The sequence below is a fragment of the Mesorhizobium sp. M0621 genome, assembly GCF_040320745.1.
In the GTDB taxonomy this organism is placed as follows: Bacteria; Pseudomonadota; Alphaproteobacteria; order Rhizobiales; family Rhizobiaceae; genus Mesorhizobium.
On sequence record NZ_JAMYQF010000009.1, the window covers coordinates 71173 to 83962 of the forward strand.

Consider the following 12790-nt stretch of genomic DNA (forward strand, 5'->3'; position numbering starts at 1 on the left):
GCTATTGCATTATGAGCGTAATCTGATATTATGAGTGTAATTCAAAGGACGCAGAAAAGCTAGCCCCCATGAGTTTGGAGCACGAAAATGAAAATGAATTCCGGAAAAACCGCGATCGTTACCGGAGCCTCCTCGGGCATCGGCCGCGCCAGCGCCGAGGCGCTGGTGCGGGCAGGGTTCACTGTCTTCGGAACGAGCCGCCGCAAGGCCAACGGCCCGGACGGGGTAACCATGCTGATTTGCGACGTGACCGACGGTGAGGCCGTCGCCGCACTTGTCTCAACGGTGCTCGCGCAGACCGGCCGGATCGACCTGCTGGTCAACAATGCCGGCGTCGGTCTGCTTGGAGGCGCCGAGGAATCCTCCGTGGCACAGGTGCAGGCCCTGTTCGACGTCAATCTGTTCGGCGTCATCCGCATGACCAATGCGGTATTGCCGTCGATGCGGCGGCGCGGCGAAGGACGCATCATCAACATCGGCTCGGTGCTGGGCCTCGTGCCGGCGCCGTATTCAGCGCATTATTCGGCGGTCAAGCACGCGCTCGAGGGCTATTCGGAATCGCTCGACCACGAGGTTCGTGCCTTCAATATCCGCGTCTCGATCATCGAACCTGCATACGTGCGTACCGTCTTCGACCAGAACGGAATCGAGCCGGATTCGCTGTTGAAGGAATACGATCGAGCGCGAGCCGGGCTCGAAGCGCTCCTTCGCGATGTGATGCCTGTAGCCGATCGACCGGAAGTGGTGGCCCAAGTGGTCGTCAAGGCGGCGACCGATGCCAATCCGCGACGGCGCTATACCGCCGGCAAAGCAGCGCGCCAGGTCAGCCTCCTGCGCCGCTTTGCCCCCGCGGGGATATTCGACAAGAGCCTGCGCAAGCAGTTCCGCCTGCCGGTCTGAACAACAGTCAGATAGAGGATATCACGCACATGCGATTAGCAACGACGACACAATTGGCCAGTCCCCACAAGACGGAGGTGCCAAGCATGACGCCTAGATTCAATCGGTCGCCCTCACGGGCATCGTTCCAGGACACGCCGACGCGCTCGGTGGATGTCGGCGGCACAGCATTCGTCTACCGGGAACTCGGCCCCAACACCGGCGTACCGGTGATCCTGCTCAACCATCTCGCTGCTCAACTGGACAATTTCGATCCACGCATCGTCGATGGCCTCGCCGCGAACCGTCCGGTGATTGTCTTCGACAACAGAGGCATCGGCGCTTCGGGCGGCAAAACACCGTCAAGCGTTGCCGAGATGGCACGGGATGCGGTCGCCTTCATCCGGGCGTTGGGGCTCGAAGAAGTCGATCTCTTCGGCTTTTCACTCGGCGGCTTCGTGGCGCAGGAGATTGTGCTGACCGAGCCCGGGCTTGTGCGCAAACTCATCCTGGCCGGAACCGGGCCGGCCGGTGGCGAAGGCATCGACAAGGTGATGCCGTTGACGATCAGGGACATGATCAAGGGCGCACTGACTTTTCGGGATCCGAAATACTATCTCTTTTTCACAACGACGCTGAATGGGCACCGCGCCGCGACAGCATTTTTGGGACGGCTGAAAGAGCGCAGGACCAACCGTGACAAAGCAGTATCTCTGACCGCGTTCAGCGCGCAGCTCAAGGCGATCAAGGCCTATGGGCGGCAGGCGCCGCAAGATTTGGGCACTATCCGCATTCCCACGTTGGTGGCGAACGGAGACCAGGACAAGATGGTGCCGAGCAGTAATACCTTCGACCTCGCCCGGCGGATCCCGGGGGCACAATTGGTGATCTACACGGATGCCGGGCACGGCGGCGTCTTCCAGAACCACGCTGATTTCGTTCCGAAAGCCCTGGGCTTCCTCGATGCCTGATGCCTTTCTTCCGGGGGCGGTTTGTTCCGGAACATCAAACATTTTCAGAAAGTCACTGTCATGAAGGCATTCGTCGTCGACAAGTATAGCAAGAAGGGCACTCTGCGATTGGTGGAGATGCCGGAGCCGGAGTTCTGGGATAACGATGTCCTGGTCGAGGTCCACGCCGCGGCGGTGAACGTCCTCGATTCCAAGGTCAAAACCGGAGAGTTCAAGCTTATCCTGCCCTATCGCCGGCCCTTCATCCTGGGCCATGACGTGGCCGGGACAGTTGTCCGCGTGGGATCGAAAGTCCGCAAGTTCAAACCCGGCGACGATGTCTATGCGCGGCCGCGCGATGGCCGGATCGGGACATTCGCCGAATACATCGCCATGGATGAAGCCGACGTGGCCTTGAAGCCTGAGAACCTCAGTATGGAAGAGGCGGCCTCGATTCCGCTGGTCGGTCTGACTGCCTGGCAGGCGCTCATTGAAAGGGCAAACCTAGGGAAGGGACAGAAGGTCTTCATCCAGGCCGGTTCTGGCGGCGTGGGGACGTTCGCCATCCAATTGGCAAAGCACCTCGGCGCAACCGTTGCCACCACCGCCAGCGCGGCAAGTGTCGATCTGGTCAAGGGGCTCGGCGCCGATGTCGTCGTCGACTACAGGAAAGATGACTTCGAAAAGGTCCTGTCGGGCTACGACGTCGTCTTGAACAGCCAGGACGCCAAAACGCTTGAAAAATCGTTGAATGTGCTGAAACCGGGTGGGAAGTTGATCTCCATCTCCGGTCCGCCGGATCCCGAATTCGCCCGGGAAAAGGGACTGAACGTTGCGCTGCGACTGGTACTGCGCCTTCTGAGCCGCGGTATCCGGGCTAAAGCTAAACGCCGCGGCGTGAAGTTCTCGTTCCTTTTCATGTGGGCGCAGGGCGATCAGTTGAGCAAAATCACGTCGCTCATCGAATCCGGAGCGATCCGTCCGGTTGTCGATCGGGTCTTTCCGTTCGAAGCGACCAATGAGGCTCTGGCCTATGTCGAAACAGGACGCGCCAAGGGCAAGGTTGTCATCAAGGTCAGATAGCAACTCAGCTGCGAAAGAGCGTCAGCCGCGCCGCGCCGCATCGATCGCCGCGACGTCGATCTTCTTCATGTCCATCATCGCATCAAATGCGCGCTTGGCTTCCTCGCCGCCGGCCGCCATCGCTTCGGTCAGTGTGCGTGGCGTGATTTGCCAGGACACGCCCCATTTGTCCTTGCACCAACCGCACACGCTCTCCTGGCCGCCATTGCCGACAATGGCATTCCAGTAGCGGTCGGTTTCCTGCTGATCGTCGGTGGCGATCTGGAACGAGAAGGCCTCGCTCTGTTTGAACGCGGAGCCGCCGTTCAATCCGATGCAAGGAATGCCGGCCACGGTGAATTCGACCGTCAGCACATCGCCCTTCTTGCCGGACGGATAGTCGCTCGGCGCACGGTGAACGGCACCCACCTTGGTGTCTGGAAAGGTTTCTGCGTAGAAGCGAGCCGCAGCCTCGGCGTCCTTGTCGAACCAGAGGCAAATCGTGTTCTTTGGCGTGCTTGGCATTGTGTGTTCCTTTTCGGCGTCAGAGTTGATCTGGCAGAGGTCAGCCCAGAAGATTGCGTGCCGTGCGCATGAAGATCCTTGAGCCGATCGGGATCAGGTCGTCGGGAAAATCATAGTCCGGATTGTGCAACGCAGGGTGACGCTCGCCCGCACCGAGGAAGAACATCGCCGACGAAGCGCTGTGGCCGAACAGACCGAAATCTTCCGAAGCGCGCATCGGCAAGGCTTCTTCGCCATGCACGACGCCCTCTTCGTTGAGCGCGCGTTGCAGGTGCTCCACCGCGTCCGGCGCATTGACGCTGGCGACGAAGATTTCGTGATAGTCCCGCCGGGCGGAAAGACCATGCTCGCCGACGATCCTGGTGACCAGCGCCTCGGCGGCGGCGCACAGGTCCGCCATGCGCTCGTCGCGGCGGGTGCGCAGCGTCGCCCAGACCTCGGCATGACCAGGCGCGATGCCGAACACGGCTTCGCCCATCGCGGCATGGGTGACGGTCACCATGGAGAAGTCGTCATCAGCGAAGGTTCCGCGCCCGAGCGCGGGCAGGGCCGGCATCAGCTGGCTGATCGCCAGCATCGGCGAGATGCCGGTCTCGGGCATCGACGAGTGCGCGGTCTTGCCCTCCAGCACGATGCGCATGCCGCGTGAGGCACAGTTGACCACGCCGGGTTTGAGCCGCACCTCGCCGAACGGCACGCCGGGCAGATTGTGCAGCGAGAAAGCGAAATCCGGCGCGATCTCGCCGAAGCGGGGATCGGCGACGACGCCGGCCGCGCCATTGCCGGTTTCTTCCGCCGGCTGGAACATCAGCACGACGCGGCCGCTTGCAGGCCTTTCGCGTCCCAACTGGCGGCCGAGGGATGCCAGGATCGCGGTGTGTCCGTCATGGCCGCACATATGCGACTTGCCCGGCACGCGCGACGAATGCGGTACGCCCGAAAGTTCTTCGATCGGCAAGGCATCGAGTTCCGAGCGGAACAGCACCGTCGGTCCAGCCCTGCCGCTGTCGTATATGGCCGCGACGCCGTGGCCGCCCAATCCGGTCAGCACCTTGTCCGGCCCCGTATCGGCGAGGAAGTCGACGACCTCTCTTGCCGTCTTCTCCTCTTCATTCGAGATTTCCGGCTGCTGGTGCAACTGGCGCCGCCACGCGGTCAATTCGACGATGTCCCGGTTGGTCAGGGTCATGCTTTTTGGCCTCCGCTGCATTCATTCTTCGCCATTCGTCTTCGTGCGCTCAGCTGAGTTCCTGGGCTAGTCCGATGAGAAGCCCTTCAGGCCCACGGATGTAGCAGAGCCGATACACGTCCTTGTACCGGACTACTTCGCCTACGAGTTGCGCGCCGCGCGTGCGGAGCCTTTCGAGCGTGTCATCGATGTCGTCCACGGTGAACATGACGCGGAGGTAGCCCAGGGCGTTGACCGGGGCGTTCCGGTGATCCGCGACGACAGGCGGCGCGAGGAAGCGGGAGAGTTCGAGCCGGCTGTGGCCATCCGGTGTGCGCATCATGGCAATCTCGACATGCTGATCGCCCAGTCCAGTGACACGTCCGGCCCATTCTCCTTCGATCGTGGCCCGACCTTCGAGTTCGAGGCCGAGTTCGCGAAAGAAATCAATCGTTACTCCGAGGTCTTCGACAACGATTCCTACATTGTCCATCCGCTTGAGGGCCATGTTCTCCAATCTCCAAGGTGTCGTTCGATATGTGGACATGCGGTCGTTAGCGCACGCGGCTGGGGCACAGGGCTTTGAACTGGTCCAGCGTATAGTCGTATCCGGAAGCGCCAGAGCCATCCAGCACCACGTTTTCGTCGGTGTCTGATATCAGGCAATCCGTCGCCGCATCCGCATCGGGATTGCGCCCCTGGAACAGCATGTTCGCGCCGTAGAAGGTGGTGAATCTGCCGGTCCTGCAGTTGGCTGATATCTCAAGATGCAAGGGCGTCTGCAACTCCTTGGCAATGCACGCCTCGGTCACCTTGCCAACATAGTCGCGGCAGAAGGCGATCGCATTCTGCCTTGTATGCTTGGCCACGATCCTGGCATGGGAGGATCCGATGCCGGATGTCTTGACGATGGTGACCTCCATGCCCGCTCTGCTGCCATAGTAGAGGGTTTTGGCCTCCGCCGATGTGGCCAGGACCAAAGTGGACAGCATGAGCAGCAAACGTCGCATGAAACATCTCCCTTTGACCGCGAAGGATTCCCGCGCACCATCGTTCGGTCAACCCTCGATAGGCGGTCGCCGCTGGCGCCGCTCCAGCCTATTGATTGATCTCGGGTTCGACGAGCCTTGCCAGGTTTCTGAGCGACTCCTGCCAGCCAAGATAGCAGGCCTCGACCGGAATGACGTCCGGAATGCCGGTCTGGGTGATGTCGATCTCGGTGCCGACCGACACCTTTTTCAAGACGACGGTCACCTGGATCTCGCCGGACAGATTGGGGTCGTCGAACCTGTCGGTATAGAGCAGGCGTTCGCCTGGAACGAGTTCGAGATACTCGCCGCCGAAGGAATGGCCGTCGCCGGTCGTGAAGTTGCGGAAGGACATCTTGAACGTGCCGCCGACCTTTGCCTCGAGGTGATGGACAGCGCAGGTGAAGCCGTTCGGCGGAAGCCACTTCGCCAGCGCGTCCGCTTCAACGAAGGCGCGATAGACTTTCTCCGGGCTGGTCGTCAGAACGCGATGCAAACGTACGGTGCCGGGCATTTCTGGATCCTTTCATGATTGCTATTCGGTACCCCAAGGACGAACGAGGTGTGGCCAGTCCGACATCGGCTCTCGAATTTTTTAAGGCGCCTCGCAACCTGTTCGGCTGGCGCCCCCAATGGCGTGCGCTGTTCAACCTCGCGCCCCCGCCAATGGTCGGCTATTCGATCTAATTTCTTTGCAAGCCGTTAAGGCGGCCATGCTGTTAATCAGCATTTGCTAATGATCCATTCGAATCTGGGGCAAGCCATGACCAAGAATCTCGGCAACGCACGCTATATGCCGCCAAAGGACGCCAAGGTCTCCGTGTTCAGCAAGGCCGCACCGGCCCTGTTCCCGCTGGTCGCGGCGGCGCTGGGCTACATGATCGGCAAGCAGTTCTTCGGCCTCTAGGCTCGAAAATCGGTCTCATGCGAAAGGGTAGATCAGGCGCCGATCTCGGTAACCACCTCAGCCCTGGCCTCCGCGGAGCGGATACGCTCGCTGGCCAGCAGCACGACCGGGCAGGTGACTGCGTCAAGCACCGCCGTCGCGGTATCGCCGAAGAACAGCTCTTCGCCCGGCCTTTGCGTGACACCCATGACCACCATGGCAGCACCCTTTGCCACTTCCCTGGCGATCGCCTTGTCAGGCGTGGCGCGGGTGCGGATGGCGGTGTCGACCTGCACGCCATAGCGAACGGCCAGATCGGCAATATCCTTCAGCATGGCTTCCTCGCGCCGATGCGAGACGGAGGTGGTCTTGCCGCCTTGCCGTGCCGCCTGCGATCACCGGCAGAGTCGGATAGAGATGGCGTCGGGCGACGAGCGGAAGCGCAACGCCCGTTTGGAACCTGAATCAGGTCGGGGCTTTATCCCACTGTTTGAAAACGATTTTCTTCAACCGGCTCGTTCTACACATGAACGTCGCCGAAGGAGAGTTCGCCGTCATCGCCAGGCGTCAGGAAGGCAGCTATCAACAGGCCTGCGTAGAGGAGCGCAACCGCGGCGACAATGACCGCGCCCGGAATGGGACCGAGGGCAGCGGCGCTGACGGCCTCGCGCAATGTGCTGACGAAGCCGACCGGCACAGCTTGATCGATCAGGCTCGGCGTCGACAGTTTGAGGATCCAGGCGAGGAACAGGATCAGCATCATATGCAGGTAGTTGCGGCGCAAACGCCGCGCGAGCGCCACTCTTTGCGAGACCAGGAATTTCGGCGCGCGCAAGCTTTCACCAACGATCAGCAGCCAGTCGGAAGCGAAGTCCGGCTGCGGCGAGAAGATCTGCGCGAAATAGTGGCGCTCGAACTGGCGCACGCGGGCGCGATAGACATCGAAGAACCGGTAGCGACGCGCCTCGATCCACAACAGGAGGAGCACCAGCAGCATGGCGAAAAGCAGCACGCCGTGATGGGCGCTGGCGGTTGACAGCGACACCGACAGCATGGCGGCGACAACGGTGATCGCCCAATTGCTCGTACGGTCGAGGCGGTCGCGCCAACCGGCCATGCGCGCAATCTCCGCGCGGTGGAAATGCGACATCACGGTGACCAGTTCGCCTGGCGAAAGCGATCTGCCGATGGGCGTTGCCGGCGCATCGTTCATAAAGCCCTCCAACCAACTGAAACGCCTCAGACTTGATCTCGTTCCGGCGGCGTCCGGATTTCGCACCGGCCGGCGGCCTCCGCCGCTTGGTGACCGCCACGCCGCGCCGGCGTGGCGGTCACCACCGCAGTTCAACGATCACATTGCATTGTCGGGTCTTGACCCCACCGCGACGAACCCCAAATCGATCATACCGGTGCCGACGCGGGGGCCGGCCTCATGGCAGCGCCCGCGTTGGCCGATGGCGTTACGACCATCGAACCCGGCACCAAGTGCCGGAGGCGATGAAGGCGCGAGACCCGGTCCAGGGTGTTTCCCAGGTGGAGCGGATCGGATCAGAAGGGAGCGAAACAGCAAGCGCAAATGGGGTCTGGGTCAGACGGCGCATTGTCCCCGGAGCATGGCAAAGAGCATGTAAACGAACCACGATCAAGAAAGGAGCAATGCAATGACCATTCGTGATCTAATGCCATGGAGCCGCGACACCAACCAGGCTCCGACCCTCTTTCGCGACCGCGACCAGGACCCGTTCATGAGCCTGCATCGCGAGATGAACCGCCTTGTCGACGACATGTTTCGCGGCTTCGGTGCACGGCTTCCGTCCATGTTCTCTTCGGCCGGCGGTGGCTGGCCCAGCGTGGAAATCTCCGAAACGGACAAGGAGATCCGTGTGACGGCCGAGATACCCGGCATGGAGGATAAGGACATCGAGGTGTTGCTCGATGACGGCGTCCTGACGTTGCGCGGTGAAAAACACGCCGAAACCGACGACAAGGAACGTCAGTTCTCCGAGCGGTTCTACGGGCGCTTCGAACGTCGCATACCCATCGGCTTCGAAGTCGAAGAAGACAAGGTCGCAGCCGATTTCCGCAACGGCGTGCTGTTCGTCACTTTGCCGAAGTCCGAGAAGGCGCAGAGCAGGACAAAGCGCATCCCCATCGGCGGCGGCAGCACCAAACACTAGAATAGATCAGCCGGGCGAGCGCGTTCGCGCCCGCCCGACAACCGACCTGAGTTCCTCGGGGATTATCAGTGGCCGGACTCGCGCCGGTCACATGGACCTTGAGAATCTCCTTGCCTTGGGCAACATGGCGGCCATGCCTGAGGCGCGAGAATGAACAAGCCGATTTCTGCCGCACCGCCGCGCAGGGGGCCGATGGCGCTGACCGAGGCGCTGGTTGCCCACACCATGCGCGCGGTCGAGGATGCCGGGCCGACACCGGGCATGGTTTATATGACCGATGCGGACTATGCGCGCATCCGCGACGAGGTGCTGGCCACAGCTCCAGCCGGACCGCTGAAACTGTTTGCCTATGGCTCGCTGCTGTGGAAACCCGCCGGCGAGGTGAGGGGTGGCGAACGAGCGGTGGCGACGGGCTGGCATCGATCGTTCTGCTTCACTGTGCAGCGTTTCCGCGGCACGGTCGAGAGCCCCGGCCTGATGATGGCGCTCGATCGTGGCGGCCAGTGCCAGGGCATTGTGTTTGAGATCGCCGAGCCTATTGTCGCCAACCTCGAAGCGCTGCTGCGCCGCGAGATGACCATCCTGCCCGCCGTCAACGTGCCGCGCTGGCTGCAGGTCAGGACCGAAAGCGGCCTGTGCCGCGCGCTCGGCTTCGTCGTCGATCCCGCCAATCCGCGCTATGCCGGCAAGCTCGACAAGCAGGCGATCGCGGCGACGCTGGCGACAGCCGTCGGACATTGGGGGTCGGGCGCCGAGTACCTGTTCGAGACGATCCGCCATCTCGAAACCTGCGGCATCCGCGACCGCAATCTGTGGCGGTTGCAGGAACTGGTGGCCGAGGAGATCCGAGGCGTACAGGCCAAGGATGCTTGAAGGTCAAAGCACCTTGCGAAAGCAAAGCTCTGATTTCGGAGGCTGCAGCAGCGAGAAATTTAATGAATTGAAAATAGTTTCTGTCCCAACGATGACTTGAACACCGGCGCAGGACACGGTGCGCGTGGGCCAGCTATGAGATCCTCCACCGGAGAGCATTATCCAGCGCTGGATCATATTCGGGGCCTTGCGGCCTTTCTGGTCTTCACCTGGCATTTCCTTCATGAGTCTCCCGAAGGCCCAGTGCCTTATGGCTTCGTGCCGGCTCTTCCTGTCTTCAGCTTTCTGGATGAAGGGCACACCGGCGTTTCACTGTTCATGGCGCTTTCCGGCTACCTGTTCGCCAAGCTACTTGATGGAAAACGGATCAACTATCTGCCTTTCTTTGCCAACAGGGCGCTCAGGCTGTTTCCGCTTCTGCTGGCCGTGATATGCATCGAGGCTTGCCGCAGGTACCTGGCCGGCCAGTCCCTGGATGGGTATTTCACGGGGGTTGGCGAGGGGGTTCTTCTTCCCACCCTTTCGAACGGCGGCTGGTCGATAACGGTGGAAGCTCACTTCTATCTGCTGCTGCCGTTTTTACTGATGGCATCCAGGCGGTTTGTGTTCGCGCCCTTGCTGTTCATCGCGGTAGCCATTGTGCTGAGGTCGGTCTTGTATGTGCAAATCGGCGAGATGCAGTCGGCAGCGTCCTTTACCATCATAGGACATGTGGATCAGTTTCTGGCCGGCATACTTGCCTTCCACCTGCGTGCCCACGCGAAGAACCGGCATTGGTTGGCGTTGGCCGTTCTCATAGCATTTTCAGGCGTCTTCTGGTGGTTCGATGCCGCCGGCGGATTTTACCAACTGGGACGTTATCCATCGCCCCATTGGATATGGATCATCCTGCCAACTCTGGAAGCGGCAGCCTATTCATTCGGTATCGCCTACTACGACACGAGCTTTTCGAGAAAGCGAACAAGCCTGCCCTTCAAGATCCTGGAGAAGGCGGGGGCCTACAGCTATTCGATCTATCTTCTGCACCCGTTCTTCATCATGCAGTTGGCTGCGTTCATAGACACGAATGTCATGACCATCAGCAATTTCTATGTTGCGTGCCTCTGGTCCGGGCTCTGCTTCGTGGCGACAATTCCGATCGGCCATTTCAGCTACACATGCATCGAAGCGCCATTCCTGCGCCTGCGCCTGCGCTATGTGGACCACAAGCCTGGAACCGCGGCTGTTGCGACCGCCAATACACCAAACATCGTTCACCCGTCCCTGAGCCACACCAGCATTTCGCCGGCTTCGCGGTTGTCCCAGGCGAAATAGGGGATGGCGGTCAGGCGCGTCTCGGAGGTAGCCGGCGGCTCGGGCCGGTAGAGCCCGCTTTGCCAGCCATCACCTTCGTCCGATCGGGCGACGGCCGACAGCGTCACCACGCCGCCGAGAAGCTCCGGCCGGTGCTGTGCTTCGACGCCGGCCGCCCTCGGCAGTGTCAGGCGATGCAGCTGGCTGTCATTGTCGGTCGCCTCGACGCAGTAGATCAGCGGACCGCGCGACAGCGCGACGCGGCCGGCATCCTGGCGCACCTGCGGGTTGGCGTAGAGCCGCTCGATCGGCATTTCGAGATCGAGCCGCACCTGGTCGCCCTTCTTCCATGTCCGCCGGATCGCGGCGTAGCCGTCGCTGGTGGTATCCGCCAGCTTGACCGCCTCACCATTGACCTTGAGCTCGGCGCCGGTGCTCCACGCCGGGATGCGCAGGTGCAGTGTGAACGCAACCGACACCTGCGGCTCGATGGTGATCTCGACGGCGCTGTCCCAGGGATAGCGGCTTGCCTGCGTCAGGCTCACCGGTACGCCTGATATGTCGAAGCGGGCGGTCGAGTCGCCGTAGAGATGCACGGCAAAGGCATCGTCGGCCAAGCTGTAGAAATAGCTGCCGATCGAGGCGACCATGCGCCCGATATTGGGCGGACAGCAGGGGCAACGGTGCCATTTCCAGCGATTGTGGGCGCCGCGGCTTTCGAGCGGATTCTCGTAGAAGAACAGCGCGCCGTCGAGCGACAGGCCCGAGATAGAGCCGTTGTAGAGGGCGCGTTCCATCATGTCGGCGTAGCGCGCGTTCGGTCCCATGCCGAGCATGCGGCTGGCCCAGAACACCAGCCCGACCGCGGCGCAGGTCTCGGCATAGGCGCTCTCGTTGGGCAGATCGTAGTCGCTGGTGAAGCCTTCATTATGCGCCGAGGGCCCCAGTCCGCCGGTGATGTAGAGGCTCTTGGTGGTGAGATCGTCCCACAGAAGGTCGAGCGCTGTCCGCAGGCTGTCATCGCCATATTCGGTGGCGATGTCGGCCATGCCCGAATAGAGATACATCGCCCGCACAGCGTGGCCGACCACCTTGTCCTGTTCGCGCACCGGCCGGTGCGATTGGCTGTATTCATAGGTCTTGAAATGATAGGCCTTCGGATCGGCGCCGCGGGCGCGCGCCTCCTCGTCGAAATAATGCGGCTGCTGGCCGCGCTGGTCGATGAAGTATTTGGCCAGCTCCATGTATTTCCGCTCGCCGGTCACCCGCGCCAGCTTGACCAGAGCCAGTTCGATCTCCTCGTGGCCGCAATAGCCCTTCTTCTTACCGGGTTCGGGGCCGAGCACCGACGCGATATGGTCGGCATAGCGGCACATGATGTCGAGCAGCTTGCGTTTTCCCGTCGCCTGGTAATAGGCGACCGCGCCCTCGATCAGGTGGCCGGCGCAATAGAGCTCATGGCAGTCGCGCAGATTGGTCCAGCGCTTGCCAGGCTGGATGCGCTGGTACCAGCTTGAGAGATAGCCGTCGTCCTGCTGCAGCTTGCCGTACATGTCGATGACGGCATCGATCTTCTTCTCCAGTTCGGGGTTCTTGCGCCGGTAGAGCGAATAGGCCGCCGTCTCGATCGTCTTGCCGAGATCGGAATCCCAGAACATTTGCGTGGTCACTGTCGACCCCGTGAATTCCGCGCCCTGGCGGTCGGCTTCGTCGGGCGAGGGCGAGTGGAACGGGATGACGACGCCTGGCGAGGGCCGGTCCGGGTCGATCTGCTCCAGCATGCGGGCCTCCACGCAGCGGTCGTAGAGGATATCGGCGGTGCGCGTGGCCACCGCGTCGGCGCGGTCGCCCCAGAAGCCGTGCACGTCGACCTGCGGCACCGGCAGCGGGCGGAAGGCGAGCTTTGGTTTTCCGGTTTTTGCGGATGGCGATGCTGTCATGTACTCACT

General features: G+C 61.6%; 16 protein-coding genes. 7 read left to right on the plus strand and 9 right to left on the minus strand.

The window, feature by feature from the left end; all coding sequences use genetic code 11:
• The first annotated feature begins 87 nt into the window (after positions 1-87).
• From NKI38_RS09005 to NKI38_RS09015, 3 genes are all read left to right on the plus strand, one after another.
• Positions 88-900 carry an oxidoreductase gene (locus NKI38_RS09005; protein WP_352656554.1) on the plus strand — a complete coding sequence of 271 codons (813 nt, stop codon included), beginning with the start codon at positions 88-90 and terminating at the stop codon, positions 898-900.
• A gap of 86 nt (positions 901-986) precedes the next feature.
• On the plus strand, positions 987-1850 hold the full coding sequence (locus NKI38_RS09010) for an alpha/beta fold hydrolase (protein WP_352656555.1): 864 nt from the start codon (positions 987-989) through the stop codon (positions 1848-1850).
• A 60-nt stretch (positions 1851-1910) separates the two neighbouring features.
• On the plus strand, positions 1911-2912 hold the full coding sequence (locus NKI38_RS09015) for an NADP-dependent oxidoreductase (RefSeq protein WP_352656556.1): 1002 nt from the start codon (positions 1911-1913) through the stop codon (positions 2910-2912).
• 21 nt (positions 2913-2933) lie between these two features.
• Here the strand turns inward: NKI38_RS09015 and NKI38_RS09020 are convergent, their stop codons facing one another.
• From NKI38_RS09020 to NKI38_RS09040, 5 genes are all read right to left on the minus strand, one after another.
• The gene (locus NKI38_RS09020; RefSeq protein WP_352656558.1) at positions 2934-3416 is read right to left on the minus strand and encodes a VOC family protein; all 483 of its coding nucleotides are present in this window, start codon (positions 3414-3416) and stop codon (positions 2934-2936) included.
• A 40-nt stretch (positions 3417-3456) separates the two neighbouring features.
• Entirely contained in the window at positions 3457-4605 is a 1149-nt protein-coding gene (locus NKI38_RS09025) for an amidohydrolase (protein ID WP_352656559.1), read from the minus strand.
• Between the two features lie 49 nt (positions 4606-4654).
• On the minus strand, positions 4655-5092 hold the full coding sequence (locus NKI38_RS09030; protein ID WP_352656561.1) for a VOC family protein: 438 nt from the start codon (positions 5090-5092) through the stop codon (positions 4655-4657).
• 46 nt (positions 5093-5138) lie between these two features.
• Positions 5139-5594 carry a hypothetical protein gene (locus NKI38_RS09035; protein WP_352656563.1) on the minus strand — a complete coding sequence of 152 codons (456 nt, stop codon included), beginning with the start codon at positions 5592-5594 and terminating at the stop codon, positions 5139-5141.
• A gap of 88 nt (positions 5595-5682) precedes the next feature.
• Complete coding sequence (locus tag NKI38_RS09040) at positions 5683-6126, minus strand: SRPBCC family protein (protein WP_352656565.1); 444 nt, start codon at positions 6124-6126, stop codon at positions 5683-5685.
• 249 nt (positions 6127-6375) lie between these two features.
• Between NKI38_RS09040 and NKI38_RS09045 the strand changes: the two genes are divergently transcribed.
• Positions 6376-6519, plus strand: coding sequence for a hypothetical protein (locus tag NKI38_RS09045; protein ID WP_352656567.1), 144 nt, complete (start codon positions 6376-6378; stop codon positions 6517-6519).
• A gap of 32 nt (positions 6520-6551) precedes the next feature.
• On the opposite strand, the gene NKI38_RS09050 is transcribed toward NKI38_RS09045, so the two are convergent.
• Both NKI38_RS09050 and NKI38_RS09055 read right to left on the minus strand, forming a co-directional pair.
• Entirely contained in the window at positions 6552-6833 is a 282-nt protein-coding gene (locus NKI38_RS09050; protein WP_352656569.1) for a universal stress protein, read from the minus strand.
• A 185-nt stretch (positions 6834-7018) separates the two neighbouring features.
• Positions 7019-7711, minus strand: a complete 693-nt coding sequence (locus tag NKI38_RS09055; protein WP_352656571.1) for a DUF2270 domain-containing protein — start codon at positions 7709-7711, stop codon at positions 7019-7021.
• A gap of 448 nt (positions 7712-8159) precedes the next feature.
• Here NKI38_RS09055 and NKI38_RS09060 point away from each other — a divergent pair, with 448 nt between their 5' ends.
• Both NKI38_RS09060 and NKI38_RS09065 read left to right on the plus strand, forming a co-directional pair.
• Positions 8160-8675: an Hsp20/alpha crystallin family protein gene (locus NKI38_RS09060; protein ID WP_352656573.1), complete on the plus strand. Its 516-nt coding sequence runs from the start codon at positions 8160-8162 to the stop codon at positions 8673-8675.
• Positions 8676-8825: 150 nt separating this feature from the next.
• Entirely contained in the window at positions 8826-9548 is a 723-nt protein-coding gene (locus NKI38_RS09065) for a gamma-glutamylcyclotransferase (RefSeq protein WP_352656574.1), read from the plus strand.
• Positions 9549-9551: 3 nt separating this feature from the next.
• On the opposite strand, the gene NKI38_RS09070 is transcribed toward NKI38_RS09065, so the two are convergent.
• A complete protein-coding gene (locus NKI38_RS09070) occupies positions 9552-9773 on the minus strand; it encodes a hypothetical protein (RefSeq protein ID WP_352656733.1) in 222 nt (73 codons plus the stop codon).
• On the opposite strand from NKI38_RS09070, the gene NKI38_RS09075 reads away from it, so the two are divergent.
• Positions 9684-10862, plus strand: a complete 1179-nt coding sequence (locus NKI38_RS09075; RefSeq protein WP_352656575.1) for an acyltransferase family protein — start codon at positions 9684-9686, stop codon at positions 10860-10862. The genes NKI38_RS09070 and NKI38_RS09075 overlap by 90 nt on opposite strands.
• Here NKI38_RS09075 and NKI38_RS09080 read toward each other — a convergent pair.
• The gene (locus NKI38_RS09080) at positions 10802-12781 is read right to left on the minus strand and encodes a glycoside hydrolase family 127 protein (RefSeq protein WP_352656577.1); all 1980 of its coding nucleotides are present in this window, start codon (positions 12779-12781) and stop codon (positions 10802-10804) included. The genes NKI38_RS09075 and NKI38_RS09080 overlap by 61 nt on opposite strands.
• Positions 12782-12790 lie beyond the last annotated feature (9 nt).